A 24,860-nucleotide genomic window follows, 5' to 3' on the forward strand; every position below is an offset into this window, starting at 1 on the left:
CATGTTCATTCTCATTGCAAGCATTATCGGCGGTCTTGTCGCGCTGTTCGTCGGCGGGGAATTGCTGGTGCGCGGGGCGGTTTCGATTGCCGAGCGGCTGGGGCTTTCACACCTGGTGACCGGCATCGTGATCGTCGGCGCGGCAACTTCCATGCCCGAAATGGTCGCCAGCGTTGAGGCCGCATTGCGGGATTCGCCCGGTATCGCATGGGGCAATGTCGTCGGCTCCAATCTTGCCAATTCGCTGCTGATCCTCGGCGCGACCGCGCTGGTTGCGCCCATCGCCCTGCACGGCGTGGGTAAGCGCGATGCGGTGGTGGCGCTAGCGGCAACGGCGCTGCTTTACGCACTCACCATCTGGCAGGGCGCAAGCCCGTGGATCGGCGCGGCGCTGCTGGCTTTGCTCGTCGTTTATGTCGTGTGGCGCGTGAAGCATCCGCCAGAGAACCTTGATGACGACGACTCACCGCCGCCGCTGGGCCTGCTGCTTGCCATTGCACTGTTCGCAGGCGGTGTCGGTATCCTGATCGTGGGTGGGCAATTGCTGGTTGCAGGCTCGATCGAGCTGGCGCAGCTTGCCGGCGTCTCCGACGCGGTGATTGGTCTCACCATCGTTGCCGTCGGCACATCCTTGCCCGAACTTGCCGCATCGCTCGCTGCCGCGCTGAAGGGCAGGGCGGAGATGGCGGTCGGCAATGTCGTTGGCTCCAATATCTATAACATCCTGCTGATCGGCGGCGCGACGATGAGCATCGCACCGCTGCCGATCTCGGCGGAGCTGATCGATATCGAGATGCCGGTGCTGCTCGCATCGGCTGTGTTCCTGCTGCTGCTGTGCCGCTATTTCAGGAACATCAGCCGCTGGATGGGCGTCGCTCTGCTCGGCGCATTTGCCGCGAATACGGCGCTCGTTTTCGCCTGATCCGGAACGGGGTGCACCGCCAGCGCATTGCCTAGGCATATCCCTCCCAAATGGAGCCTATGGCCACATGACCGATTTCACTTTCGCAGACATTCCCGAACAGACCGGCAAGACGACTATCGTCACCGGGTCCAACACCGGTATCGGTTTCGAGATCGCCCGCCACCTTGCACGCAAGGGCGCCCGAGTGATCCTCGCCTGCCGCGATGGTGACAAGGCGGCCGAAGCGGCAAACGAAATGAAGGAAGGGCCGGAGCGGCTGGAGGTGGACACGCTGCACCTCGATCTCGCCAATATCGCGTCGGTGCGCGAAGCCGCCGAAACCGCGCAGAAAGAAAAGCAGATCGACCTGCTGATCAACAATGCCGGCGTGATGATGCCGCCGCTTTCCCACGCCACCGCCGGGACGGAGCTGCAATTCGCGGTCAACCACCTCGGCCACTTCGCTTTCACCGCGCTGCTGCTTGGCAAGCTGGCGGAAAACGGCGGAGGCCGCGTCGTCACGCAGTCGAGCATTGCGCACAAGAGCGGCGATATCGACTTCGACAATCTCGACGCGAGCAATGGCTATGCGAAGAGCCCGTTCTATTCGCAGAGCAAGCTGGCAAACCTGCTGTTCGCGCTGGAACTGGACCGCCGCCTGCGCGCGGCCAATTCACCAGTCGCTTCGATTGCCTGCCACCCCGGTGTCGCCGCGTCCGAGTTGACGCGTCACCTGAAGGGCGGGGCATTCTTCCAGCCGATCATGAAAGTTGTGCTCAACACGTCCGAGCAGGGCGCATTGCCCGCCTTGCAAGCGGCGACCGATCCCAACGCGGAAGGCGGCGACTACCTCGGCCCGCGCGGCCTGATGGAAGCGCGCGGCAATACCTCCGGCCGCGCATACAAAAGCGAGCGTGCCCGCGATGAAGCCCTGGCCAAGCGCCTGTGGGAGAAATCCGAAGAGCTGACCGGGATCAATTTCTCGGTCTGACAGCGGGTTGCGGCCGATCAGCCGAACGCACCGGCTTTCAGCTGGTCGATATATCCGCCTGCAAAGGCTTCCAGCTGCGCCGGGTCCGATGGCAGGCCGCCCTGTTCATCCGATGCGCCGCCAAGCTCGTCCCTGCTGTTCACGCGGGGGAAGGGCTCTGGCGGCACCTGCACGCCGAGAAATTCGCATAGCGGTTCCCAACCTTCCTTAGGATGGAACACCAGCAGCCGTTCTGCGGGGATGGTGTCGATCACACTCTGGTTATGGCGCGCATACCAATCGGTCATGAACGCGCGGTCGTGCACCCTGTCCCCATAGGGCTTCAGGTAGGTGCCTTTGAACATGCGCATCAGCGGGCTGCCCTCGAGCGAGCCGAGCATGCGTTCTGACATGATGGTCTCGCTGACGGAATCGAACCAGCTTTCGGGATCGCGCACCGTCAGCAGCACCTTTGCATCGGGGTAGTATTCGGCCAGTTCCCGCCAGTATGAGCTTGCCGGAAAATCGGTGGTGGAATGAAAGCCTTCGAAGATCGAGTCCCAATCGGGATTACCGTCGGCGACGTCCTGCCACAGCGCGATATTGCGGCTCGCATGGCGGAAAACCTCTGCCATGTGATAGCACGGCCCGAAGCCGAGATGCTCCAGCGCGAACTTAGTGGAAAACGTCGCAGTGCGCCCCGGACCGGCGCCAATTACCTTCAATGCCATCGAAAATTCCCCCCTTTGGCCTGCAAAATCCGCAGGCGAGTCCTTGCGGCCACACCCCATCATATCGAGTCCTTCGCTGTTGGACAGACTCAATATCTTGTGGCGGACTCGTTTCGTTCTCCCCAAAGCCTTGGGGCTTGCGATAAATTTGCCGCTTGACCCCGGACTCCTGCGGACTCTACCCCCTGTGGATAAGTAGAGGGGAACCTTGTGGGCCAATTGACGAAAATCCGCTCGCCTAAGGCGAAAACGCGCACTCCGACGGTCGATCAGGCCGCGGTCCGTGCGTCCCTGCCGCTGGGCCAGATCCTGGCGGGCGACTGCGTGGAGGAGATGCGCAAGCTGCCCGACGCGAGCATCGATCTCGTCTTTGCCGATCCGCCCTACAACCTGCAATTGGGCGGCGATCTCAACCGCCCCGATGGCAGCCATGTCGATGCGGTGACGGATGATTGGGACCAGTTCGACAGCTTCCAGATTTATGACAATTTCACAAGGGATTGGCTGACGGAGTGCAGGCGCGTCCTGAAGCCCGATGGCGCGCTATGGGTGATCGGCAGCTATCACAATATCTACCGCGTTGGCGCGATCCTGCAGGACCTCGGCTTCTGGATCCTGAACGACATTGTGTGGCGCAAGACCAACCCGATGCCGAACTTCCGCGGCACCCGCTTCACCAATGCGCATGAGACGCTGCTGTGGTGCTCGCAGGGCGAGAAATCCAAATATCACTTCAACTACCGCGCGATGAAAACGCTCAATGATGAGCTGCAGATGCGTTCGGACTGGACCTTCCCGATCTGCTCTGGCGGCGAGCGTTTGAAGGACGAGGCGGGCCACAAGGCGCACCCGACGCAGAAGCCCGAGGCGCTGCTCTACCGCGTGCTGCTGGCAACCACCGAGAAGGGCGACGTCGTACTCGACCCGTTCTTCGGCACCGGCACCACCGGCGCGATCGCCAAGCGCCTTGGCCGCGAATGGATCGGCTGCGAACGCGAGGCGGATTACCGCAAGGTCGCCACCGCACGCATCGAGAAGGAACTGCCGCTCGATGAAAGCGCGCTCACCACGATGCAAAGCCGCAAGACCCAGCCGCGCGTGGCCTTCGGCGCAGTGGTGGAAGCAGGACTGCTCAAACCCGGCACCGAAATCTTCGACAAGAAGCGCCGTTGGAAAGCGACCGTACGCGCGGATGGCTCCATCGAATGCGTCCATTCGACAGGCTCAGGACAGGTCAAGGAAGTGGGCTCAATCCACGGCGTCGGCAAGACGATCCAGGACGCACCCAGCTGCAACGGCTGGACCTTCTGGCACTATGAGGCTGGCGGCGAAGTGAAGCCGATTGATGCGGCAAGAGGGCTGTATCTGCTGGCGAGCGAGGATTGAGTTTATTGGGTTTCGCTGCTCCAAGTTCGCCTAGAAATAATCGGAAGCTCAAGAAGCGTCGGCTGCTGTGGCATAAGCCCTCGACTCCATTTGCTTCCCGGAATGCTGGATCGTAAATTTCGCTCCAAGTAGGTTCTTCGCCTGGCATCGAGACCTTCCCACCAGCTTGGTTTCACAAAAAGATTCTCGCTGGTGTCAAAGCCGAATTGAATTAGCACTGAAGCCAATTGATGGTCAGGAACCTGATGGAGCGAACTTATGAAATCTCGATTAGGCTCTTTGGCGTCGATCCATCCAAAAATGGCGCATGTCTTTCCGTTGATCGGGAGTATGTTGAAACCCATCATAGCTAAGGAACCTGCAGGAGCGTCCAGACTTTGAAGATTCCTCCCTTGGAAGTCGTATTCTGGCAGAAAAACGCCTGAAGTGGAAATGGGAAGAAGGCCGTCGAATTGTATAAACGACCATTCGAGTGAGCTAAAGTCTCCGTTTAATAGGCTAGTGTCCCAATCTCGCTTGAACCTGCGGTGCTCATCATACCCTAAGGATAGACCAAAGATACCAGCTGCGATTTCTTGTTGACTTTCACACTGCTGTTCAAATTCTAGACCTCGATCAATGTGGTCCCTTGCAAATTCAAGCGTCTTAATTGCCACCATTTTCATATAAATTTCAAAGCTCAAAGCTCTATAACTTAGTAGAAAAGCTACATTGCGATTTGGCTCTTTTGCGGTTTCTGCTGGTTTGAACGTTTCACTGTCATGATGTGAGCAGAAGCCGTAAAAGGTCGAAGCAAGATTAATTCCAATGCTGGTCAGACCACCAGAGATATCACGGGGGTCATCATTTCGACCCGATAGTATGTGGTTTTGTTCTGCTAGCACCGCGAGACCGGTACGTTTTTGAATTGTGTGCGCTGCTGAGAAGACACTCGAACATTTTTCTTCTGCTTCTGGGTGAAAGCAAAGCTTTGTTTTCTTCGCCTCTCGATAAAATTGTGAGAAGATAGCGCTAAGTGGAAGTGGTTTCATTTGAGCGCGTCTAAGGTGGCAATTCTTCCATTTCCGACCAGATTTGCACCAGCACAACTCATTTCTTCCCATTGATCGTTTCGGCTCGAGAGGCCGAAACCGACTAAGCGGGGTATCTCCGAATGGCATGGTTTTCTCACTTCACTTAAAAAGAACTCAAACAACTTTTTGATTAGTTCAAAAATCTTGCAGCCAAACACCCGCCTCTTGCAACAATGGGATTTCCGAGCAGGTCTTTAGTCAGCACGATAGATTGCGGTGGTAGCGCACCAGCATTTACCTTTCCTACAACTCCCCCGCCACGCTCAATCCGGTGCATGACCCACGCTCAGCCCTTGATCGCAGGCCGGTTGCCCGCTTCAAATGCGCCAACTTTTACGCCCAGAAATTTCTTCGCCAGAACACTGTCACACCTGTCACACCCCCCATCGTTACGATGCGCTAAGTTACTGAAAGCAAAGCCATGAGCCAGAGCGTCTACATCCAGCCGATCACCATGGTCACCGGGCCGCAGGCGGTCGAGGGGGATGCGATTCGGCTGGCGGGCGGCATGGCCTATGCACGCGAGTTTGCGGTGATCGTGCGTGAGGGCGGGGCGGTTGTGTCTCGCCGGATTGCGACCAAGGCGAGCATGGCGGAGGCGCTTGCGGCTCTCCCGGGAGAACTTGGCGCGGACGGCGAGATGCAGTGGTCCAACCTGCAAATGGCGCATCCGCCGATGGAGCTTGGCGGGCGCACCATCCGGCTCGACCAGCCGCAGGTGATGGGCATCCTCAACGTCACGCCCGACAGCTTCAGCGATGGCGGCGAGTTCATGGACGATCCCGACGCCATGAAAGCGCACGCCGCCGCCATGCACGAGGCGGGCGCGGCCATCATCGACATTGGCGGCGAAAGCACACGGCCGGGCGCGAAAGCGGTGTGGGAAGGCGAGGAGGCCAAGCGCGTCGTCCCCGCGATCGAGCATTGCGTCGCCATGGGCGCGGCAGTGAGTGTCGACACGCGCCGACCGGCGGTGATGGAAGCGGCGCTGGAAGCAGGCGCGCACGTGATCAACGACGTGTCGGCGCTCCGCTACGATCCGCGCAGCCTCGGGTTTGCAGCGGCGAGCGGGAAGCCCGTCATCCTGATGCATGCTCCGGGCACGGGCGAGGATTTGCACGCCGATCCCGACTACAGCGCGGTGGCCTTCGACGTATTCGACTTCCTCAAGCAAGCGCGTGACCGGGCGGTTGGGGCAGGCATAGCGGCGGAGCGCATCGTCCTCGATCCGGGCATCGGCTTCGGCAAGTCGCTGTCGGACAACCTCACCATCCTCAACCACCTGCCCATGTACCACGCGCTCGGCTGCCCGCTGCTGCTGGGCGTAAGCCGCAAGCGCATGATCGGCGCGCTGAGCAATGAAGTCCCCGCGCACAAACGTGTCGGCGGCTCGCTAACACTGGCGCAGCTCGGCATGGATGCAGGCGTGCAATTGCTGCGCGTGCATGACGTGTTCGAGACGGTGCAGGCGCGCAATGTGTGGCGCGGGTTGAGGGATGCGGCGCTGACCGATTTCAGCGGATTGGAGCCTTAGGGCTTGCCTACGGCTACCACATCGCGTGAACGCCCTTCGACAAGCTCAGGACGAACGGAGGAGGGGGAAAGCAGGAAACCAAGCCGAAGGCGAAGGCAAGGCCGAACGGCCGCCCGAGCTTTTGCGAGGAGCCAAGCGCACGGATGTGCGCGCCCGGCGCTTGAGGGCTAGAATCAGGCCGCGTTGTCGATGCCGAGGTCGCTGAGCTTGCGATAGAGCGTTGAGCGCCCGATCCCGAGGCGGCGGGCGACTTCGGTCATGCGGCCGCGGTAGTGGCCGATGGCGAGGCGGATGACGTCGGCTTCGATGTCTTCGAGCGGGCGGAGGTTACCGTCCTCGCAATAGAGCTGTACCCCAGCGCTCTCACGCATCGGTGTAGCGGGGGCCTCGCATTCGCCAACGATCTCGCGCAGTTGCGGAAAGTCTTCGGTGGTCAGCGCATCACCATCGCAGAACACGGCGGCTCGGAAGAGCACGGCCTGCAGCTGGCGGACATTGCCCGGCCAGTCGAAGGCGGAGAGAAGGCGCAGCGCGTCGTCTGTGATCCCCAGCGGGCGCAGGCCCGGCTGCTCGCCGATACGGCCCAGGAAGTGCCGGGTGAGGGCAGGAACGTCCTCGCTCCGCTTGCGCAGCGGCGGCAGTTCGATGGAGGTGCGGGAAAGCGCGGTCAGCAGCTGCTCGCGGAAATGCCCGGTCGCGACAAGATCGGCGAGCGGGAGGTTTGACGCAGCAATGATACGGATATCGACCTTGAAGGCGTATTGCGCGCCGAGCGGCTTGACCTGGCCGGTCTCGATCACCTCGGCAAGGCGGTCCTGCAAATCCATCGACAGACGGTCGATTTCGTCGAGCACCAGCGTGCCGCCATCGCAATTCTGGATCGCGCCGGTCTGCTGCTCGAAAGCACCGGGAAAGGCGCCCTTCTCATGTCCGAACAGGACCGATTCCAGGCTGCTCGCCGGGACGCCGGCAATGTTGAGCATGCGAAACTCGGTCTTGGCGCGGGGGGAGGCTCCATGCATGGCGCGCACCAGCATCTCCTTGCCCGTGCCGCTTTCGCCTTCGATCAGCACATGCCCATGGCCGCGCGCAGCCTTCGCCGCCTTTGCCAGCGCATCGCGGAACGGTGTGGCGGTGCCGACCATCGCGTCAAAATCAAGGTCGCCGTCAAACTTCTCGGCGAGCGGCGTCAATTCATCGCGCGGCGTCTCCCGCGTCGTCGCATTGCGCAGTGCCTGCATCAGGCGATCGGGGGCGACAGGTTTGACGAGGTAATCTGTGGCCCCGGCACGCATCGCTTCGACAGCAAGATGCGGGCTGGTGCTGGTGGTGAGCATGAGGATCGGCAGCGCAGGGCGGCGTTCCTTGAGCTCGGCAATCAGCTCACAGGCGCGTTCACCGGGCACCCATTGGTCGAGGATGATGGCGGAAAGCTGCATGCCCTGCCGCGTACCGAGCGTGGCGATGGCGGTCTCGCTGTCACCGACAACGAGCGTGCGCCAGCCTTCGCGTCCCGCAAGCGCGGAAACGAGCCGGCTTTGCGCCGGTTCATCGTCAATCAGCATCAGCAGGCGCTGTTCAGCCTCGGCCATTCATTTTCACCCAAAAAAGGGGCCCGACAACGGGCGTTGAACGATCTTGCTATCAGCGATTTGTAAAAAGGCGATTAAGCGCGTTCGACAAGAAATGGGCGGGCTTGAGCGGAGCGGACTTGCCCTTTAGGCACTTCGCCATCTAAGGAATTGGCCAACATCTCTTGGCTCCCAGAAAGGCTACAGGAATTACAATGAGCAATCCGCACGATATGAAGGCCGCAAAAGGCACCTATGCGAGCTTCATCAGCATGACGAAGTGGTCGATCCCGGTGATCGCGATCATCGTGTTCATCGTCGTCCTGCTGATTTCCTGAGCCGGACTGAAGAGAGCGGATGCGGATAGCGGTTCTGAAAGAGCAGGCAGCAGGCGAAACCCGCGTCGCTGCCACCCCGGAAACGGTCAAGAAACTGAGCGCGCTTGGCGCGACGGTGGCCGTTGAAGAAGGCGCCGGTATCCGCGCCACCATTACGGACGATGCCTATCGCGATGCGGGCGCGGAGCTTGGCTCTGCCGCTGCCGTGGTGAAAGACGCGGACATCGTGATGGGCGTGCAGGCGCCCGATGTTGCGGCACTTTCCGGCGCGAAAAAAGGCGCGTGGGTCGCGGCGACTTTCGATCCCTTCGGCCAGAAAGACCGTGTCGAGGCCTATGCCAAGGCAGGTCTCGAGGCGCTGGCGATGGAATTCATGCCGCGCATCACCCGCGCGCAGAGCATGGACGTTCTCTCCAGCCAGTCCAACCTGTCCGGCTACAAAGCGGTGATTGCCGCAGCGGATCTTTACGGCCGCGCCTTCCCGATGATGATGACCGCCGCTGGCACCGTCAGCGCGGCAAAGGTCTTCGTCATGGGCGTCGGCGTTGCTGGCCTACAGGCCATCGCCACGGCCAAGCGCTTGGGTGCGCAGGTGAGCGCGACGGATGTCCGCTCGGCCACCAAGGAACAGATCCAGTCGCTGGGCGCCAAGCCGATCTTCGTCGAGAATGTCGAGGGGATCGAGGGTGAGGGCAGCGGCGGCTATGCCACCGAAATGAGCGAGGAATACCAGAAGGCGCAGGCCGAGCTGGTCAGCAGCCATATCGCAAAGCAGGACATCGTGATCACTACTGCGCTTATCCCGGGCCGCGCTGCGCCGCGCCTGATCAGCGATGCGCAGATCGCGACCATGCGCCAGGGCAGCGTGATCTTCGATCTTGCCGTCGCGCAGGGTGGCAATGTTGAAGGCAGTGTTGCCGACGAAGTGGTCGAACAGCACGGTGTGAAAATCATGGGCTTTTCCAACACGCCCGCGCATCTGGCCGCCGATGCGAGCGCGCTGTTCAGCCGGAATTTGTTCAACTTCCTCAACGCCTTTTGGGACGAAGAGAAGAAAGCACCTGAACTCGATGAAGAGATCGGCGACGCGATCCGCCTGACCAAGGACGGCGCGATCGTGAATGAGAGGCTGCAGGGGTGAGGGGGGCATTCCTCGCCTTTGCTCTCGCGCTGAGCACTGCGCCTGCCGTGGCGCAGGATGAGGGCGAAGGAGAGCCACCACACCCGATGGAAGGCCAATGGACCGTTGACCTGCGTTTGAACCTTGGCGACGAGCCTTATTCGCAGCCAATGGTGCTTCGCTTTTCACATGCGAACCAGGTGACCGGCGAGTTCTATGGATCGGCAATCGAGGCAGGGCAGCTCGGCAGCGGGCAGGGGCGTGACTGCATAGCGTTTCGCACAAGCGACAATTCCGGAGTGTATCAGCATTCAGCCTGCTTGATTGGCGCGGTGCTGGTGGGGCAAAGCTGGTCGGAGGGGCGGGGTTTTGTCCTGCCATGGACCGCAACAAAGGACTGACATGGACTTCATTTCGATCCTCTCGATTTTCGTGCTGGCGTGTTTCGTCGGCTATTACGTGGTCTGGTCGGTCACGCCCGCGCTGCATACGCCGCTGATGGCGGTGACCAATGCGATTTCTTCGGTGATTATCGTTGGCGGGTTGATTGCGGCTGCCGCAGCGGAAGTGGCTTCGGCGAAATGGCTTGGGCTTGCGGCCGTGGTGCTCGCCAGCGTGAACATCTTCGGCGGTTTCGCCGTCACAGAGCGGATGCTCGCCATGTACAAGAAGAAGGATAAGTGATGACCTTTTCCTTCCTTGCCATCGCCACTGCTCCCCAGCCTGATGCCCCGACACTGGCAGATTGCACGCCCGAAATGAGCGCTGCGGAATGCAACGACATGCTGACCTGGTATGATGATGCAAGTGTCCAAGTCGCCGACGGCGCTGCCGCTCATGGTGCGGTGAACCCTTGGGTGGCGCTTGCTTATCTCGCGGCTGGGGTCTTTTTCATTCTCGCGCTGCGCGGACTTTCCAGCCCGCAAACTAGCCGCACGGGCAACCGCTTCGGTATGATCGGCATGGCCATCGCCGTCATCACGACCTTGGTGACGCACGATATCGCGAATATCGCAGAGATCGGAATAGCAATTGCGATCGGCGGGATCATCGGTTTCACGATCGCTCGCAAGATCGCCATGACGGCGATGCCCGAACTGGTTGCGGCGTTTCACTCGCTTGTCGGCCTCGCGGCCGTGCTGGTGGGGTGGGCTGCCTATCTCAACCCGGATGCCTTCGGACTGCTGTTGGGTGACAGTATCGGTGCGGTTAGCAAGGTCGAAATGGGCCTCGGCATCGCCATCGGTGCAATCACTTTTTCGGGCTCTGTCATCGCTTTTGCCAAGCTGAGCGGAAAGATGAGCGGATCGCCGATCCTGCTTCCCGCACGCCACCTGATCAATCTGGGCGCGCTGGCAGCAATCGTGGTACTCACCGCAATGTTCGCCATGGCGACCGGGCCGGAAGAGACGTTCCCGCTGATCGTTGCGATCACGGTGCTTGCCTTCGCGATCGGCTTCCTGCTGATCATCCCCATCGGCGGAGCGGACATGCCGGTCGTCGTGTCCATGCTGAACAGCTATTCTGGATGGGCGGCGGCTGCGATGGGCTTTACGCTCGGCAATACCGCGATGATCATCACCGGCGCGCTGGTGGGCGCATCGGGCGCGATCCTCAGCTACATCATGTGCAAGGCGATGAACCGCAGCTTCATCAGTGTGATTGCCGGCGGATTTGGCGCGGATAGCGGCGGAAGTGATGGCGGCGAGCCGCGCGAACAGCGCCCCTATAAACAGGGCAGCGCAGCGGACGCCGCCTTCATGCTGGAGCAGGCTGAAAAGGTCATCATCATTCCGGGGTACGGTATGGCGGTGGCGCAGGCTCAGCATGCCTTGCGCGAAATGACGGACCTGCTGGAAGAGAAGGGGGTAGAGGTCAAATTCGCCATCCACCCCGTTGCCGGACGTATGCCGGGGCATATGAATGTGCTGCTGGCCGAAGCTTCTGTCGATTATGACAAGGTCTTCGAATTAGAGGATATCAACAGCGAGTTCTCGCAGGCCGACGTCGCGTTCATCATCGGCGCGAACGATGTGGTGAATCCGGCGGCCAAGTCGGACAAGTCCAGCCCCATCTACGGCATGCCGGTGTTCGATGTGGATAAGGCCAAGCAGGTTTTCTTCATCAAGCGCAGCATGGGCGGTGTCGGCTATGCCGGGGTCGACAACGATGTGTTCTACATGGACCAGACGATGATGCTGCTCTCCGATGCCAAGAAGATGGTCGAAGAGATCAACAAGGCGCTGGATGATTAGGGTTAAGTGGCTGGTGTCGCCGACGCAGCCTCGCTAATCGCCTGTCGAACAGTGATCACAGGGGCAGAACTTTGCGCAAGCTAGGCATGATTGGCGGGATGAGCTGGGTCTCGACCCACCGCTATTACGAACGCATAAACCGGCAGATTCAGCGCGATGTCGACCCGCGCGCTTCTGCGCCGCTGCTGATCGAAAGCCTGGATTTTGCGCAGATCTACCAGTTGGACACATCTGAAGACTGGCAGCGCGGTGCGAAAGTTCTGATCGATTCCGCCAAGCGCCTCGCCAATGCCGGGGCGGAGCAGCTGATCATCTGCGCCAATTCCATGCACAAGGTCTATCGCGAAGTGCAGGCGGAGGTCGACGTGCCGATCCTGCATATTGCCGAATGCGTGGGGGAGCGCATGGCGGCAGATGGCGTCAAACAAGCCGCGCTGATCGGCAGCCGCAATGTCATGACCGAAGGCTTCTACCGCCGCAGGCTGGTGGCGCATGGCGTCGACTTGCTGCCGCCCGAAATGGGCGATGCCGATGAGCTCAACCGCATCATTTATGAAGAGCTGATGGTGGGCAAGGCGCGCAAGGATTCGGAGCGCACGCTCAAGAGCATGTTCTCCCGGTTGGAGAATGACGGCGCCAAGGCCATCGTTCTCGCGAATACGGAGCTGGAACTGCTCGTCGACGTGAATGCCAATGTCTTGCCCATTTACGATTGCATGCGCATCCATGCCGATGCCGCGGCGAAATGGATTATCGGCGGATAAGCGCGGCCAGATGCGCCGGTGATGCGGCAATTCTGCGGCGTTCCTGCCCTGTTCCCGTTGTCAGATAGCGGCCATTTGCTTAGCGAGCATGGCCATGTCACGCGCGCCCTATGCAGCCGATCCCGCCGCCAGTCGCGGGCGCGAATTTCTCCAACCCGGCCACACCGCACGCGGTCCGCGCAGCGCCTTCCAGCGCGACCGGGACAGGATTATCCACTCGATTGCCTTCCGCCGCCTGGCGGGCAAGACGCAGGTCTTTATCGCTCCCGATGGTGACCACTATCGCGTCCGTTTGACGCATAGCCTTGAAGTCGCGCAGATCGGCCGCGTCGTAGCGCGCAACCTCGGCCTCGACGAGGATCTGACGGAAGCTCTGTGCCTGGCGCATGATCTGGGTCATCCGCCTTTCGGCCATTCGGGCGAGGAGGCTCTGGATGCAGCGCTGAAACCGCGCGGCGGCTTCGATCACAACTGGCATACGCTGCGCACCGTGATGCGGCTCGACAGCCCATATATCGGGATTCAAGGGCTCAACCTCAGTTGGGAAGTGCTGGAAGGGCTCGCCAAACACAATGGCCCGGTCGATAATCCGCAATGGGCTCTCGCCGAACTCAACGCCGCCGTGCCGCTGGATCTCTCGCTCTGGCCCTCGCTGGAGGCGCAGGTCGCTGCGCTGGCGGACGATATCGCCTACGATAATCACGATATCGATGATGGCGTGCGGGCCGGCCTTCTCGATCTCGACGATTTGCTGACGCTCGATTTCCTCGCCGATCTTTGGCGCGAGGTGGAAGGTCGCTTCCCCCGCGCAACGCAGACCGAATTGTTGCGCGAATTCACCCGCACGCAGATCGGCGTGATGGTCAATGATTTGCTGGAGACGACCCGCGAAGGGCTGAAGGGCGTGGACACCATAGAACAGGTGCGCGGCGCGGGCGGTCCCATCGCGCGCTTCTCGCCCGAAATGGCGCAGCAGGAACGACAGCTGAAACGCTTCATGTATGACCGCCTCTATCACCACGAAGAGCAGATGCGCACTGCCGACAGAGCCAAGGATGTAATCGCGCGGCTCTATGCCGCCTATGACCAGCAGCCTGACCTGATGAATGCCGAGTGGCACGGCAATCTGCCCGGTGACCAACCCGCGCGTGGTCGCCACATCGCGGACTATATCGCGGGCATGACCGACTATTTCGCCATCCGCCAATATGCGAAGATTTTCGGCAACGTACCGGAGGGCCTCTCAAATGTCTGAAGCGGTTGCCACGAGAAAGCGCGTCCTGTTGGTCGGCGCGACCGGCCTTGTCGGGCGCAATGTCATCGCGCGGTCGATCGATATGCCAAAGCTTGCGCTGCAGGGTCTCGCGAGAAGCGAAATGCAATTTCCCGACGGTGCGCGGATGGAACTGGTGCTTGCCGATAGCGAGGACTGGGGCGAAGTCGTGAGGATGATCGAGCCGGATACCGTGATTTGTGCGCTCGGCACCACGATCAAGAAGGCGGGTAGTGAAGAGGCGTTCCGCGCCGTCGATCATGATCTTGTGATGGACGTCGCACGCGCGGCCAAAGCGGGCGGGGCGACGGGCTTTGTGCATGTTTCATCGGTCGGTGCGGATACCGGAACGCGCAATTTTTACCTGCGCACCAAGGGCGAGGTCGAGCGGGACCTGAAGGCGCTGAAATTCCGGCGGCTCGATATCCTGCGGCCCGGTCTGCTGCGCGGAAAGCGGCAAGGAGATACGCGTTTCCTTGAAGGCCTCGGGCAATTGCTCGCCCCTATCATGGACCTGTTTCTGCAGGGCTCCTGGAGCAAATATCGCTCCATCCGTGCAAGCGATCTGGCCGCGGCGGCCCTGCAATGCGTGTGGGAAAAACCTGCCGGGCAATTCGTCCATGAGCACGAGGGGCTAAAGCGCCTGATCGCAAAACTTGAGAAATTTGAAGGGGGCGGGAAATGAGCTGGGACACAATCTTCCAATTGGCAAATGGGTGGGCATTGCTGATGTGGCTTGTGCTCATCCTCCTGCCGCGAAAGCCGTTCCCCTTGGCATTTGTGTTCTACGCCGGTGTCGGGCTGCTCTGCCTTGCCTATGCGTCGATCATGGCGCTGGTGGTGAGTGGCTCCGTCGACCCGGTGCCGGTGACCGAAAGCGATGTGAGTGGCAGCTTCACCAGTATCGCGGGCGTGCGCGCTCTCTTTACGAGTGACGGTGGCATTGTGATCGGCTGGATTCACTATCTGGCGCTAGACCTCTTTGCCGGACTGTGGATCGCCAAGGATGCCGATGCGAAGGGCTTTTCGCGCATCCTTCAGGCGCCTGTGCTTGCGCTCACCTTCATGGCGGGCCCTGCCGGATTGCTCTTGTGGTTCATCATTCGCGAAAGGCGGGCACGCGCAGCGGCTGGCCTGCGCAAAGTCAATTGAAACGCCACGCTCCTGCTACTGAGCGCAATCGGGACGCGATTGCCGCGGTATTGCAGGCCGAGTTGCCCGATGCAGGTACTGTTCTGGAGATCGCCAGCGGCAGCGGCGAGCACGCTCTCCATTTCGCGCGCATGTTCCCGAAGTTGGGCTGGGTGCCGAGCGACCCTGACCCGGAAGCCGTGGCATCGATCTCCGCCTATCGGCAGGATGCTGATTTGCCCAATCTGGCCGCTCCGGCTCACTTCGCTACCACGGACAGCGACTGGCCCGTAGAAAGCGCCGATGCGATATTCTGCGCCAACATGGCTCACATCAGTCCTTGGGAATCGACTGAGGCGCTCTTCCGCCATGCGGCGTCGCTTTTGGAAGAGGGCGCGCCGGTGATCCTCTACGGACCCTTCATTGAAGCGGATGTTGAGACAGCCGCATCGAATATCGCGTTCGATCAAAGCTTGAGGATGCGCAATCCGGATTGGGGCCTAAGACGTCTCGGCGACATCGATGCGACCGCGAAGGCTTCCGGCTTTTGCCGCGTTGCGCGACACGAAATGCCCGCCAACAATCTCACGATCGTCTACCGCCGCACGTAAATGAAAACGCCCGCGAATTGCTTCGCGGGCGTTTCGCTCTCCCCGTGGGAGTTGATGGTCTGGTTGGATTCAGATCGCTTCATCCGCATCGTCTGCAACATCTTCCAGATCCTGGCCGATGCCGCGCACCGTGTTGCAAGCCGTGGCGGTAAGCATGAAAACGCTCGCGGTGAGCGCGATAACAATCTTGCGTGCCATAAATGGTCCTTTCACGTCCCGAAGGTGGGACGTTAGCAGGGAATCAAATTCAGCAAAGCCCTGCAGGTTCCCCGTCACGGCGCATCTGCGACAAAGCGTTGCTTGCGCAGGACGTTTTCTCGCCACGCGATAGTGACACCCGCAGCAACCACCAGCGGAGCGCCAAACCACAGGCTGGTGGTGGGTAGAACCGCGAAGAAAAGCCAGCCGTAAAGCGTCGCCCAGATCAGGCTGGAGTAATCCATCACGATCACGCTTGAAACCTTGCCGAAGCGCAAGGCCACGGTGATCAGAACCTGTCCCCAGGTTCCGGTCAGGCCAACGCCCAGCAACAGCAGCCATTGGCGCTGCGTCAGCGGCTCATGCACAAAAAACAGCGCGGGCAGCATCACCAGAACAGTCGCAAGGCTGAACCAGAAGACGATCACGATCGGCTTGTCAGTCCGCCCCAGGTCGCGGATCTGGATGGAGATGAGCGCGATCATGAAAGCAGCGCCCAGCGCCACCAGCGCGCCTTCCAAGGGGATCGCTCCGCCGCCCGGCTGCGCAATGATCACAATCCCGGCAAAGCCCGCCAAAACAGCCGACCAGCGCCATATTCCGACGCTTTCCTTGAGAAGGATCGCTGAGAGGATCACGGCGAAGATGGGCGCGGTGAACCCAATGGTAGTCGCTTCGGCCAGGGGCAGGAGGATCACTGCTCCGAAATTCAGCACCATTCCGGCGATGCCATAGATCGCACGCATGGCATGCGCCCTTGGACGCTTCGTCGCAAATTGTGCGAGCCCGCCTGTCGCGAGGGCAAATCCCATAAGCAGTGGCAGCGAGACGAATTGCCGCCAGAACACGATTTCCAGCAAGTGGACGCCGCTTTCGGAAGCAAGCTTGATCAGCGCCGCCATCAGCGCGAAACCAGCAATGCCCAGCAGCCTGATCAGCAGGGCCAGAAGCGGCCGGTCATTTGCATCTTCGCTCACGCATCTGCCCATAGGCTTGCGCGCGGCGCGATCAAGCATTGTCGGTAGGCGAGGGCACCTCCATATGGCGCAAAATGCACTGGCCCGACTTCATCCTGTTTGCGAGCGATGCGACACGCTACGTGATGGCAGGCGCAGCCTTGCTGACGCTTTCGGCGATCTCCGCACTTGGCGATCGCAGGCGCTCACGCCGCAAACATCCCGATGCGGTGGGCATCATGCCATGGCGCGATATCGGCGCGCTGAGCCTGTTCGCAGGGCTGGCGCTCTGTGCGTTCGGTGTGGTCGGGTGGATCCGGGGGTGAATAGTTGGGTGAGTTTGTCTCATGCGACCACATCCGTGGTCGCGTCCTCGGTGCTGTTCGCTCCGGCGGGACTGCGTTCCGCCTGCGCGGCACCTGCGGGCTTCGCGTTTGCTCGCTGTCGCTAGCCTGCGGCCAGCGAGACTAGCGCTCCATTTGATCGGCGTCGCGGAGCACGGGCGACCAGCCCGCAAGGCCGAACGGCCGCCCGCAGCGGGCGCGTAGCGGAGCGAAGCGCATCTAGCGAGGACGAAGCCGCGGATGCGGCTTCGAAAGAATTAGAGACAAGCCTCGAGATAGGCTTGATCGAAACCGAACTGACGGGCTTTTTCGAGCGTGTAGGGGCGCAGCCCGGACGAGCGGTGCTCGCCGATGATCTTGCCGTCTTCGCTTTCATCGAGATATTCGAAGCTGAACAGCTCCTGCGTCACGATCACATCGCCTTCCATCCCGATAACCTCCGTGATGTTGGTAGTGCGGCGTGAACCGTCGCGCAGACGCTTCACCTGAACGATCAAATCGACCGATTCAGCGATCTGGCGCGAAATGGCTTCTTTCGGGATCTTGATGTCGCCCATCAGGATCATGTTTTCCATACGGCCAAGGCACTCACGCGGAGAGTTGGCGTGAAGCGTACACATGGAGCCATCGTGGCCGGTGTTCATGGCGGCGAGAAGGTCGAAACACTCCGCGCCACGAATCTCACCCAGGATAATGCGGTCAGGACGCATACGCAGGGCGTTCTTCACGAGGTCACCGATGGTGATGGCACCCTGGCCCTCGAGGTTCGGCGGGCGGGTTTCGAGCGGCAGCCAGTGCGGCTGCTGCAGGCGAAGTTCGGCGGCGTCTTCAATCGTCAGCACACGCTCGCCCGGGTCGATCATTTTCGACAGCGAGTTGAGCATCGTCGTTTTACCCGAACCCGTACCGCCCGAGATGACCACGTTCATGCGGCAGGCACCGGCGATTTTCAGCGCGGTGCACATCTTGTCGCTCATCGAGCCCCAATCGCGCAGGTTATCGAGCGTGATCGGCTTCTCGGAGAACTTACGAATGGAAATCGCGGTGCCGCGCAGCGAGAGCGGGGGCACGATGACGTTCACACGTGAGCCGTCTTTCAAGCGGGCGTCGGCCAGCGGCGTGGTCTGGTCGACACGGCGGCCGACCTGGTTCACGATGCGCTGGGCGATCTGGAAAAGGTGGCCTTCATCGCGGAATTTGATCGGCGCGATGGTCAGCTTGCCCTTCTTTTCGATGTAGGTCTGATCGGGCCCGTTGACCATGATATCGGACACGTCCGGATCGTTCAGCAGCTCTTCGAGCGGACCGAAGCCGAGCAGCTCGTCAATCAGCACCTTTTCCAGCGCGAATTGTTCGCGGCGGTTCAGCGTGACTTTCAGCTCGGCCAGCACTTCCATGATGATCGGGCGAAATTCTTCGGACAGCTCTTCCTTGGTGAGCGTCGCGGCGGCTTCCGGGTCAACACGTTCGAGCAGGCGCGGCAGCACCTGTTCCTTGATCTTGTGGACGCTCTGTTCGAACCCGCCAATTTCCTGCTGTTCGTGAATGGCATTGGCACGTTCGGAGAGGCGATTCATCGCATCGGCATTCTTGCCGGTCGCCGGATCTACAGCCTCGCCTTCAGCCGGGACGGGCGGGAATTGCTCGCCGCCATTGTCCTTTTCCGCATCTTTGTCGCCAGAGGAAGGCGTAGCCGCACCGCCACGCATCGGTTTAGCAACACCAAAGCTCGGGCGTGCGCCCTGACCCATGCCACCAGCTCCGTTCTTGCGTCCGAAAGCGCTCATGCGATGCCTCTCACTTCATACCTTTAGGGACCCCAAAGAATTTGGTCTCCCGCGTCGGAACCCTCTTTCGCGGAGTTTGGTAAACAAATCGCAAATTTCCGTGAGGTTCTGCCGGGGCGAAGCATTGGTTCGGTGGCGAGAGGTGAATCGGGCGTTCACCATTCCTGCGGTATTGATACCGTTACGGGAGATCGAGCACAGCGGAGGCCATGTGGTTCCACCCGGTGACATCGGGCTCGGCCATCTCGCTCGCAAGAGCAGCACAGTTTTCGCGCGAAATCTCGCTTTTTAGCAGTTGCGCCAGTTCTGCCGCGTCGCCGGTCTCAAAGCACCAGCCGAGTTTGTCGCGCTCAATCGGCTGCTCAAGCGCGGGTAGGTCGCTTGCGACTACGGGCAATCGATAGTGCTGTGCCATCGCCAAAACACCCGACCCTGTGATCGTGCGATAAGGAAGCAGCAGGGCATCGGCTCGCGAGAAAAGATCGGCTGCATCCTGATCGGACTGATAGCTGTTACGAAATTCGACTTTTCCGGCGAGGCGCGGATCATTTGCGAGCCGGCGCAGATTGTCTTCGCCGTCCCATATTTCGCCAGCGATAGTCAGTCGGACGTCGGGCAAGTCTGCTTCTGCGAGGCCTGCCAGAGCAATGTCGACACCCTTGTAAGGGCGGACCAGACCGAAACATAGCAATTCCAGTGCTTTCTCCTGCGGCATGCTACCGGTAGCGGGCGGAAAATCGCTATAAGGCGGGTGGGGGACGATGGTGCACGGCTGATTGAGCCCCGCGGCGCGAAGTTGGGAGGCCAGCTGTGGAGTGTGGGTGACGAACCTGTCCGCGCCCGCCAATTGCCAGTGTGTGAGATAGTTTTTCCAAGCCGCGCCTTCATGGTCGCCAACATTATGCACGAGCATCACGACTTCGACACCGGTTTTGCGCAATTGCCGCGCGATCCAACCGAGGCACGGGGCGGCGAAGAAAGTCCAGCATGGGATTACTGCAACGTCGCTTCGGTCTGCAATCCTTCGCGCAAGCGTGCGCCAGGTTAGCGGATTAAGCACATCGAGATCGAAGCGGCCTGCGCGGGCTGGCGAAGAAGGATCGGTCCCGTCGTAAGGGCTCTCTCCCGGATAAAAGAATGCCGGATAAAGCCGCTGAAAGGACTCGATTTCGAGCTCGCACTCGGGAATGGTTCCCAGGCCGCCGGCGAGCGCCGCGCTGTGATGCGCAATGCCCCCTCTGAAAGGAGGAACGGGCGCAATCATCGTGACCTTCTGAGACATGACTCAGCCTATAGACGAATTGCCTGCAGCCAATCCATTGCCGGCATCGGGTTATGCCGCGCGCAATGCTGTGCACGCGGGATATCGGGACATCTCATGCATCCCTATTGTATTTTCACCGCGTGACAGGAAAGTCGGTGCATGGCCTTCGACCGTCTCATCAGCCTGTCCGCTGCGCTTCGTGCGTTTTCCGCGCGTAATCGGATCGCGTTGACGGTCATTGCCGTCCTGCTGTTTGGCGGGGGAATGGTGTGGGCGGTCGGCCAGCTCGATGTGACGCTGGCAAGCTTGGAGTGGCGGCCGTTGCTGGTTGTCGTTCTAGTTTTCGTACCGCTCGATATTGCTCTGTCAGCACTCAACCTTTCCCTACTCGCGAAAATCGTGGACACGCGTATCTCCGCAAAAGACAGCCTGGTGGCGACGGTTATCGGGCGGGTGGCGGAGGTTTTGCCGATCCCTGGTGCGGCTCTGGTGCGCGGCGCGGCCTTGCTTCGCTCAGGCGCCAGCTTCAAAGCCATGATTGGTGTCCTTGCAGTATCCTCGCTCATGACACTCGCGCTCGCGGGAGTGTTCGCGGCCATTCCATTGCTGCCGAGGGAGCCGTGGTTGGCCTATGTACTGCTGGCAGGCTCAGTGCTCGTATTCATCGGCTCGATGGGATGGGTTGCTCGCAAGGCCGGAGCGGCGATTGTCAGCGCCATGCTGGCCCTGCGGCTTGGTATCCTCGCCCTTACGACGCTGCGCTTCGTCGCCTGCTTCCTCGTGATAGGTTCCATCGTGCCGGTTCGCGATGCGCTGTTGTTCGTTGTTGGTGGGACCGTCACCACATATGTCGGTATCCTGCCCGCAGGGCTGGGCGTGTCCGAAGGGATCAGCGCCGCTTTGGCGTTGCTCATCGGAGTGCTTCCGGCGGCGGCATTCCTTGCTGCCGCCATCAATAGGTTGTGCGGGCTTGGGGTTGGCGGCGTGATTGCACTTGCGATGATCGCCACCGGTGCATACCAGCCGCGGCCAGCAACATGAGCAAGGATCTCGTCTTCATCGCCTCCGGTGGCCGCACCGGAACGACCTTTTTCGGCGAAAGGCTGGAAGAGGTCATCGACAATTGCTGGTCAGAGCATGAGCCCGACGTGCTGGTTCGCGATCCTAGGGTAAGTTGGCCGCGCATTCGGCGGTTCGGACTCTACCACATGGTCATCGGACGGCTGTTGGGCCGTTCGGGCCTCCGCGCGATCGGTCACAAGCTCATGGCGGGCGAAATCAGTGAGGAGACGGCCATTGCGCGGCTGCAGGATCAACGCGCCGATTACATCGCCTCGATCACCGAGCCGCTGCTTGTCGAAAGCAGTCTGCGCTATTGGATGGTCGCGCCGGTCCTTCACAAGGCATTCCCTGGCAGCCGTTTGATCGGCGTGGTCCGCGATCCTCGCGACTGGGTGGAAAGCTGGGTGCGCCACCAGCCGGACCGGCATACCCCCGGGTTCGTGCAATGGTTCCCGCTCGGCCCGTTCACGCCAAAGGAAATCGGCGATGATGAGTGGGTGGAGGAATGGCCATCACTCGATCGGTTTGGTCGACTGGCATGGGACTGGCGCTGTATCACGCAGCGACTGGAAGAGGCTGCTGCACTGTCGAAGGATGTCCGTGTGTTCCGCTTCGAAAGCCTTTTCGGTGAAGACACGAGTCATGTTGAAGAGCTGGTCGATTTCGCCGCTTTCGACGGGAAATATCCGGTCGGCGATCTGTCTGGTTTCACCGGGAAAGTTGCCAATGCGAGTAGGGGTCCTCGACGCGATTGGCCCGACTGGCCCGACCGCGATGTCATGCTGATCGAGCGCCTTTGCGGGGACCAGATGCGGCGGTACGGCTACGGGCTTGAACCCGAATGGCAAGAGCGAGTGGCGCAGGCGCAAAGTGCTGCTTCAGTCTAGAAGCCGACAAAAATCGGGCCCTGTGAGAGCGGCTCGCGCGGGCCGCCTGCCGCGCTTGACCACACCAGGCTCGCATCGGCCGAAGCGTCGACTTCCACAGCGTATTTTCCGCGATCAATCTGGACGCGTTCGCCGATCTCATGCCGCTGGCCATCGAGGGTTATCGCATTGTCAAGAACAGAGTATTCTCCGGGAACAAGGAATTCGACTTCGCTGAGCGAGGCACCAGCATCGAATTGCTTTCCGGCGGCGTAGATGAACGGCGAAACCGCCACGTAATTCTCGCGCAAGGCAGCCGTATCGGGCGGCAGAAGAACGCCATCGTCACCGTGCTGCATGAAGGCATGAATACCTTCCCAATTGCCCAGCAGCAGCGGCACCGTCTCGCGCTCCATCGCCATGCGATAGACAGATTCTCCTCCGCTACGGTAGCGATGCATGCCCCATGGCGTCATGAAGCGATTGGCCTTGGGCCAGCTTCCCATCATGAAGTTATGGTCGAAATAGGTGACCGGTTGCGGGAACAGCTCGCGCACGTTGCTTTCCAACTGGCGCTGACGGTCGATGATTTGCCGATCCTCAACCGCGAAAACGCTGAGAGCTATTCCCGCGAGCGCAGCTGTGATGAGCACGCCTGAAAGCCTCCGTCGGGCCCACTCCAATGCCGGGACACAGCCAACGGCGACCGGTGCAAGGATGTAAGCATACAGATAGGCGGCGGAATTCGTATAGAAAAAGGGGGTGAACACCGGAAACCAAAGGCCCAAGAGCGCGATCTTTTCAGGCAGCGACCTCTCGGAGCGTTTGAGCAGGAAAGGCGCTGCGATCACCGCGATCGTGAAGATTGGCGCAAGCATCATCGCCTTCACTGCCATACTTCCATAAGGGGGCAGGCCGAGGAAGAACATCCAGCTTAGCGAATCGGCCAGCAGGGACGGCGGAGCGTTTACGGACTGCGAACCGCCGGTAACTGCGCTGCTGTGCCAGAAGAACAGCGCTGCGAAGCAGGCGAGGGCCGCAATCCCGCACGCTGCGATCCGCACAAATGTGCCGCGTTTTTTCTGCGCATTCAGCAATCGCATGGTGGCGATCGCGGCGAAAGCAGGGAGGTAAAGAACTGCCTTGATCGTCACCATACCAGCGATCCCGGCGAACAAGCCGAACAGCACAATGCTTTTCCAGTCCAGTTTACTCCGGACAAGAACCGCGAGCGCTCCGACCAGCAGGCATGCTGCCATCGGATCGACCCGGAACGACATACCGTGTTGCAAGACATATCCAGCGGAAAGATAAAGCAGTGGGACGAACACGGCAGTCGCGCAGTCGGTAAAGCGGCGCGCGATCACATAGAGCCCCGCCAGCGTGCCTATTTCAAAGAGCATCATTACCAAGCGCGCGGCGACGATATGATCGACATTGCTGCCGAAAAGGCCGGGCAGCCAAAAGAATATGCGCGTGTTGAACGTTTGCAACGGGCTATCAAGCTCGCCTTCGGCGAATGCAGCGACCTGATGGTAAAAGAAAAATTCGTCCCAATTTATCGCGCGGGTAAATGTCATGCTCGCCTGCACCACCAGCAAGACGACGAGCGCGACGAGTGGCCAAAACCGCGCATCGGATGATGCTGACGAAGCCGCGGGTGCCGTTTCGGGCAGCGTCGCTGCCATCGCGGCGCTGCTCACGAGGCGCGCTTTCGGCTCGTTTGCACTTCATCCATGCGGCTCGCCTGCAGATCCGAAATGCGGTCTTCCAGGGCGCGTGTCCGCGCGAGGTTATCTTCGATCAGCTTGCGGTTGGCGGCGATGAGATCGGCGACCATGCCAAGGATGGCGACCAGCGTGCCGAGCACCAGCAGCGCACCGCCGATGACGAGCGACTGGATATGTCCGCTCCCGTCTCCTTGGGCGACAAACCATAGGAAACGCAGGATCGGCAGCAGTCCGATAAAAGCGATCAGCGATCCCGTGCCAACAAAGGCGCGCAGCGGTTTGTGCGCGGTAAAGGCGCGGGCCATCGTGATGCCGGTTTGCACGATAAAGCGCGGGATCGACTTGAAGAGGCGGCTAGGACGAACGGCGGCATGGGTGCGCACCGGCACCGTCAGGATCGCCATCTTCTTGCGACCCGCCTGGATCAGCATGTCGGTGGTGTAGGAGAATTCGGTGGTTATATTGATGCGCTGCGCAGCTTCGCGGCTGATGGCGCGAAAACCGCTGACCGCATCGGTCACTTTCGTGCCTGCGAGCGATTGCACCACGCCCGATCCCACACGCTGCATGAGGCGCTTGGCACGCGAGAAGTGCGCATTGTCTGCAACGCCGCGGTCCCCGATCACGATGTCCGCGCGGCCTTCGACCACCGGAGCGACAAGCGCAGCGATATCCGCGCCCTCATATTGTCCGTCACCATCCGTGTTGACGATAATATCCGCGCCTTCAGACAATGCCTTGTCCACGCCCGAGCGGAAAGCGGCAGCCAAGCCGCGATTGCGCCGATGGCTCACCACGTGATGCGCGCCGAACTGACGGGCGACCACGGCCGTCCCGTCGCTGGAGCCATCGTCCACCACCAGAAATTCGATCACATCGACGCCCGGAATGCGTCGTGGAAGCCGCGCGAGCGTCTCTGGCAGGCTTTCCGCCTCGTTCAGACACGGGATCTGGATGATCAGTTTAACCACGCTGTCTCCACGCAAAAACGA

26 protein-coding genes and 1 pseudogene are annotated in these 24,860 nt (G+C 60.5%); 17 read left to right on the forward strand and 10 right to left on the reverse strand.

Going from position 1 to position 24,860, the window contains the following annotated elements:
- The first annotated feature begins 1 nt into the window (after position 1).
- Together O2N64_RS09800 and O2N64_RS09805 are read left to right on the forward strand one after the other, a co-directional pair.
- Positions 2 to 922 (forward strand): calcium/sodium antiporter, encoded by a 921-nt coding sequence (locus O2N64_RS09800; RefSeq protein WP_271077427.1) that lies wholly within the window; start codon positions 2 to 4, stop codon positions 920 to 922.
- A gap of 67 nt (positions 923 to 989) precedes the next feature.
- Positions 990 to 1,895 (forward strand): oxidoreductase, encoded by a 906-nt coding sequence (locus O2N64_RS09805; RefSeq protein WP_271077428.1) that lies wholly within the window; start codon positions 990 to 992, stop codon positions 1,893 to 1,895.
- A gap of 17 nt (positions 1,896 to 1,912) precedes the next feature.
- On the opposite strand, the gene O2N64_RS09810 is transcribed toward O2N64_RS09805, so the two are convergent.
- Entirely contained in the window at positions 1,913 to 2,605 is a 693-nt protein-coding gene (locus tag O2N64_RS09810; protein ID WP_271077429.1) for a sulfotransferase family protein, read from the reverse strand.
- Positions 2,606 to 2,833: 228 nt separating this feature from the next.
- On the opposite strand from O2N64_RS09810, the gene O2N64_RS09815 reads away from it, so the two are divergent.
- Positions 2,834 to 3,991 carry a site-specific DNA-methyltransferase gene (locus tag O2N64_RS09815; RefSeq protein WP_271079637.1) on the forward strand — a complete coding sequence of 386 codons (1,158 nt, stop codon included), beginning with the start codon at positions 2,834 to 2,836 and terminating at the stop codon, positions 3,989 to 3,991.
- 2 nt (positions 3,992 to 3,993) lie between these two features.
- Here O2N64_RS09815 and O2N64_RS09820 read toward each other — a convergent pair whose 3' ends face one another.
- Positions 3,994 to 5,022 (reverse strand): hypothetical protein, encoded by a 1,029-nt coding sequence (locus O2N64_RS09820; protein ID WP_271077430.1) that lies wholly within the window; start codon positions 5,020 to 5,022, stop codon positions 3,994 to 3,996.
- Between the two features lie 33 nt (positions 5,023 to 5,055).
- A pseudogene (locus O2N64_RS14425) lies at positions 5,056 to 5,151 on the reverse strand (SEC-C metal-binding domain-containing protein); the annotation flags it as partial.
- Between the two features lie 334 nt (positions 5,152 to 5,485).
- On the opposite strand from O2N64_RS14425, the gene folP reads away from it, so the two are divergent.
- Positions 5,486 to 6,598, forward strand: coding sequence for a dihydropteroate synthase (gene folP / locus O2N64_RS09825; protein ID WP_271077431.1), 1,113 nt, complete (start codon positions 5,486 to 5,488; stop codon positions 6,596 to 6,598).
- Between the two features lie 173 nt (positions 6,599 to 6,771).
- Here folP and O2N64_RS09830 read toward each other — a convergent pair whose 3' ends face one another.
- Positions 6,772 to 8,190, reverse strand: coding sequence for a sigma-54-dependent transcriptional regulator (locus O2N64_RS09830; RefSeq protein ID WP_271077432.1), 1,419 nt, complete (start codon positions 8,188 to 8,190; stop codon positions 6,772 to 6,774).
- A 194-nt stretch (positions 8,191 to 8,384) separates the two neighbouring features.
- Here O2N64_RS09830 and O2N64_RS09835 point away from each other — a divergent pair, with 194 nt between their 5' ends.
- The 10 genes from O2N64_RS09835 (at position 8,385) to O2N64_RS09880 (ending at position 15,661) form a co-directional block, all read left to right on the forward strand.
- Positions 8,385 to 8,507, forward strand: coding sequence for an aa3-type cytochrome c oxidase subunit IV (locus O2N64_RS09835; protein ID WP_271077433.1), 123 nt, complete (start codon positions 8,385 to 8,387; stop codon positions 8,505 to 8,507).
- A 19-nt stretch (positions 8,508 to 8,526) separates the two neighbouring features.
- Positions 8,527 to 9,648, forward strand: coding sequence for an NAD(P) transhydrogenase subunit alpha (locus O2N64_RS09840; protein ID WP_271077434.1), 1,122 nt, complete (start codon positions 8,527 to 8,529; stop codon positions 9,646 to 9,648).
- Positions 9,645 to 10,028 carry a hypothetical protein gene (locus O2N64_RS09845; protein ID WP_271077435.1) on the forward strand — a complete coding sequence of 128 codons (384 nt, stop codon included), beginning with the start codon at positions 9,645 to 9,647 and terminating at the stop codon, positions 10,026 to 10,028. Before O2N64_RS09840 ends, O2N64_RS09845 begins: the two co-directional genes overlap by 4 nt.
- 1 nt (position 10,029) lies before the next feature.
- The gene (locus O2N64_RS09850) at positions 10,030 to 10,311 is read left to right on the forward strand and encodes an NAD(P) transhydrogenase subunit alpha (protein ID WP_271077436.1); all 282 of its coding nucleotides are present in this window, start codon (positions 10,030 to 10,032) and stop codon (positions 10,309 to 10,311) included.
- A 98-nt stretch (positions 10,312 to 10,409) separates the two neighbouring features.
- Positions 10,410 to 11,882 carry an NAD(P)(+) transhydrogenase (Re/Si-specific) subunit beta gene (locus O2N64_RS09855; protein ID WP_271079638.1) on the forward strand — a complete coding sequence of 491 codons (1,473 nt, stop codon included), beginning with the start codon at positions 10,410 to 10,412 and terminating at the stop codon, positions 11,880 to 11,882.
- A gap of 71 nt (positions 11,883 to 11,953) precedes the next feature.
- On the forward strand, positions 11,954 to 12,646 hold the full coding sequence (locus tag O2N64_RS09860; protein WP_271077437.1) for an aspartate/glutamate racemase family protein: 693 nt from the start codon (positions 11,954 to 11,956) through the stop codon (positions 12,644 to 12,646).
- A gap of 94 nt (positions 12,647 to 12,740) precedes the next feature.
- Entirely contained in the window at positions 12,741 to 13,901 is a 1,161-nt protein-coding gene (locus tag O2N64_RS09865; protein ID WP_271077438.1) for a deoxyguanosinetriphosphate triphosphohydrolase, read from the forward strand.
- Positions 13,894 to 14,604, forward strand: coding sequence for an NAD(P)H-binding protein (locus tag O2N64_RS09870; protein ID WP_271077439.1), 711 nt, complete (start codon positions 13,894 to 13,896; stop codon positions 14,602 to 14,604). The genes O2N64_RS09865 and O2N64_RS09870 overlap by 8 nt, the downstream gene beginning before the upstream one ends.
- The gene (locus tag O2N64_RS09875; RefSeq protein WP_271077440.1) at positions 14,601 to 15,071 is read left to right on the forward strand and encodes an ABA4-like family protein; all 471 of its coding nucleotides are present in this window, start codon (positions 14,601 to 14,603) and stop codon (positions 15,069 to 15,071) included. The genes O2N64_RS09870 and O2N64_RS09875 overlap by 4 nt, the downstream gene beginning before the upstream one ends.
- Complete coding sequence (locus O2N64_RS09880; protein ID WP_271077441.1) at positions 15,068 to 15,661, forward strand: DUF938 domain-containing protein; 594 nt, start codon at positions 15,068 to 15,070, stop codon at positions 15,659 to 15,661. Before O2N64_RS09875 ends, O2N64_RS09880 begins: the two co-directional genes overlap by 4 nt.
- A gap of 69 nt (positions 15,662 to 15,730) precedes the next feature.
- On the opposite strand, the gene O2N64_RS09885 is transcribed toward O2N64_RS09880, so the two are convergent.
- Together O2N64_RS09885 and O2N64_RS09890 are read right to left on the reverse strand one after the other, a co-directional pair.
- The gene (locus O2N64_RS09885) at positions 15,731 to 15,859 is read right to left on the reverse strand and encodes an Entericidin EcnA/B family protein (protein ID WP_271077442.1); all 129 of its coding nucleotides are present in this window, start codon (positions 15,857 to 15,859) and stop codon (positions 15,731 to 15,733) included.
- Between the two features lie 74 nt (positions 15,860 to 15,933).
- The gene (locus O2N64_RS09890; protein ID WP_271077443.1) at positions 15,934 to 16,836 is read right to left on the reverse strand and encodes a DMT family transporter; all 903 of its coding nucleotides are present in this window, start codon (positions 16,834 to 16,836) and stop codon (positions 15,934 to 15,936) included.
- Positions 16,837 to 16,910: 74 nt separating this feature from the next.
- Between O2N64_RS09890 and O2N64_RS09895 the strand changes: the two genes are divergently transcribed.
- A complete protein-coding gene (locus O2N64_RS09895; protein WP_271077444.1) occupies positions 16,911 to 17,141 on the forward strand; it encodes a hypothetical protein in 231 nt (76 codons plus the stop codon).
- A gap of 275 nt (positions 17,142 to 17,416) precedes the next feature.
- Here the strand turns inward: O2N64_RS09895 and O2N64_RS09900 are convergent, their stop codons facing one another.
- Positions 17,417 to 18,946 carry a CpaF family protein gene (locus tag O2N64_RS09900; RefSeq protein WP_271077445.1) on the reverse strand — a complete coding sequence of 510 codons (1,530 nt, stop codon included), beginning with the start codon at positions 18,944 to 18,946 and terminating at the stop codon, positions 17,417 to 17,419.
- Between the two features lie 181 nt (positions 18,947 to 19,127).
- On the reverse strand, positions 19,128 to 20,228 hold the full coding sequence (locus O2N64_RS09905) for a glycosyltransferase (RefSeq protein ID WP_271077446.1): 1,101 nt from the start codon (positions 20,226 to 20,228) through the stop codon (positions 19,128 to 19,130).
- 141 nt (positions 20,229 to 20,369) lie between these two features.
- Here O2N64_RS09905 and O2N64_RS09910 point away from each other — a divergent pair, with 141 nt between their 5' ends.
- Complete coding sequence (locus O2N64_RS09910) at positions 20,370 to 21,251, forward strand: hypothetical protein (RefSeq protein WP_271077447.1); 882 nt, start codon at positions 20,370 to 20,372, stop codon at positions 21,249 to 21,251.
- Positions 21,248 to 22,159, forward strand: coding sequence for a hypothetical protein (locus O2N64_RS09915; RefSeq protein ID WP_271077448.1), 912 nt, complete (start codon positions 21,248 to 21,250; stop codon positions 22,157 to 22,159). The genes O2N64_RS09910 and O2N64_RS09915 overlap by 4 nt, the downstream gene beginning before the upstream one ends.
- Here the strand turns inward: O2N64_RS09915 and O2N64_RS09920 are convergent.
- Together O2N64_RS09920 and O2N64_RS09925 are read right to left on the reverse strand one after the other, a co-directional pair.
- Positions 22,156 to 23,841, reverse strand: coding sequence for an ArnT family glycosyltransferase (locus O2N64_RS09920; RefSeq protein WP_271077449.1), 1,686 nt, complete (start codon positions 23,839 to 23,841; stop codon positions 22,156 to 22,158). The genes O2N64_RS09915 and O2N64_RS09920 overlap by 4 nt on opposite strands.
- Positions 23,838 to 24,839 (reverse strand): glycosyltransferase family 2 protein, encoded by a 1,002-nt coding sequence (locus O2N64_RS09925; RefSeq protein ID WP_271077450.1) that lies wholly within the window; start codon positions 24,837 to 24,839, stop codon positions 23,838 to 23,840. The genes O2N64_RS09920 and O2N64_RS09925 overlap by 4 nt, the downstream gene beginning before the upstream one ends.
- Between the last annotated feature and the right edge of the window lie 21 nt (positions 24,840 to 24,860).

Origin of the sequence: Aurantiacibacter sp. MUD61, from assembly GCF_027912455.1 — a bacterium.
Classification (GTDB): Bacteria; Pseudomonadota; Alphaproteobacteria; order Sphingomonadales; family Sphingomonadaceae; genus Alteraurantiacibacter.

What these genes read in the sequence shown, in the direction of transcription:
- O2N64_RS09800 (WP_271077427.1), top strand. Translation starts at nt 2, where the DNA reads ATGTTCATTCTCATTGCAAGCATTATCGGCGGTCTTGTCGCGCTGTTC.
- O2N64_RS09805 (WP_271077428.1), top strand. Translation starts at nt 990, where the DNA reads ATGACCGATTTCACTTTCGCAGACATTCCCGAACAGACCGGCAAGACG.
- O2N64_RS09810 (WP_271077429.1), bottom strand. Translation starts at nt 2,605, where the DNA reads ATGGCATTGAAGGTAATTGGCGCCGGTCCGGGGCGCACTGCGACGTTT.
- O2N64_RS09820 (WP_271077430.1), bottom strand. Translation starts at nt 5,022, where the DNA reads ATGAAACCACTTCCACTTAGCGCTATCTTCTCACAATTTTATCGAGAG.
- folP (WP_271077431.1), top strand. Translation starts at nt 5,486, where the DNA reads ATGAGCCAGAGCGTCTACATCCAGCCGATCACCATGGTCACCGGGCCG.
- O2N64_RS09830 (WP_271077432.1), bottom strand. Translation starts at nt 8,190, where the DNA reads ATGGCCGAGGCTGAACAGCGCCTGCTGATGCTGATTGACGATGAACCG.
- O2N64_RS09835 (WP_271077433.1), top strand. Translation starts at nt 8,385, where the DNA reads ATGAGCAATCCGCACGATATGAAGGCCGCAAAAGGCACCTATGCGAGC.
- O2N64_RS09840 (WP_271077434.1), top strand. Translation starts at nt 8,527, where the DNA reads ATGCGGATAGCGGTTCTGAAAGAGCAGGCAGCAGGCGAAACCCGCGTC.
- O2N64_RS09850 (WP_271077436.1), top strand. Translation starts at nt 10,030, where the DNA reads ATGGACTTCATTTCGATCCTCTCGATTTTCGTGCTGGCGTGTTTCGTC.
- O2N64_RS09855 (WP_271079638.1), top strand. Translation starts at nt 10,410, where the DNA reads ATGCTGACCTGGTATGATGATGCAAGTGTCCAAGTCGCCGACGGCGCT.
- O2N64_RS09865 (WP_271077438.1), top strand. Translation starts at nt 12,741, where the DNA reads ATGTCACGCGCGCCCTATGCAGCCGATCCCGCCGCCAGTCGCGGGCGC.
- O2N64_RS09870 (WP_271077439.1), top strand. Translation starts at nt 13,894, where the DNA reads ATGTCTGAAGCGGTTGCCACGAGAAAGCGCGTCCTGTTGGTCGGCGCG.
- O2N64_RS09875 (WP_271077440.1), top strand. Translation starts at nt 14,601, where the DNA reads ATGAGCTGGGACACAATCTTCCAATTGGCAAATGGGTGGGCATTGCTG.
- O2N64_RS09885 (WP_271077442.1), bottom strand. Translation starts at nt 15,859, where the DNA reads ATGGCACGCAAGATTGTTATCGCGCTCACCGCGAGCGTTTTCATGCTT.
- O2N64_RS09895 (WP_271077444.1), top strand. Translation starts at nt 16,911, where the DNA reads ATGCACTGGCCCGACTTCATCCTGTTTGCGAGCGATGCGACACGCTAC.
- O2N64_RS09900 (WP_271077445.1), bottom strand. Translation starts at nt 18,946, where the DNA reads ATGAGCGCTTTCGGACGCAAGAACGGAGCTGGTGGCATGGGTCAGGGC.
- O2N64_RS09905 (WP_271077446.1), bottom strand. Translation starts at nt 20,228, where the DNA reads ATGTCTCAGAAGGTCACGATGATTGCGCCCGTTCCTCCTTTCAGAGGG.
- O2N64_RS09910 (WP_271077447.1), top strand. Translation starts at nt 20,370, where the DNA reads ATGGCCTTCGACCGTCTCATCAGCCTGTCCGCTGCGCTTCGTGCGTTT.
- O2N64_RS09915 (WP_271077448.1), top strand. Translation starts at nt 21,248, where the DNA reads ATGAGCAAGGATCTCGTCTTCATCGCCTCCGGTGGCCGCACCGGAACG.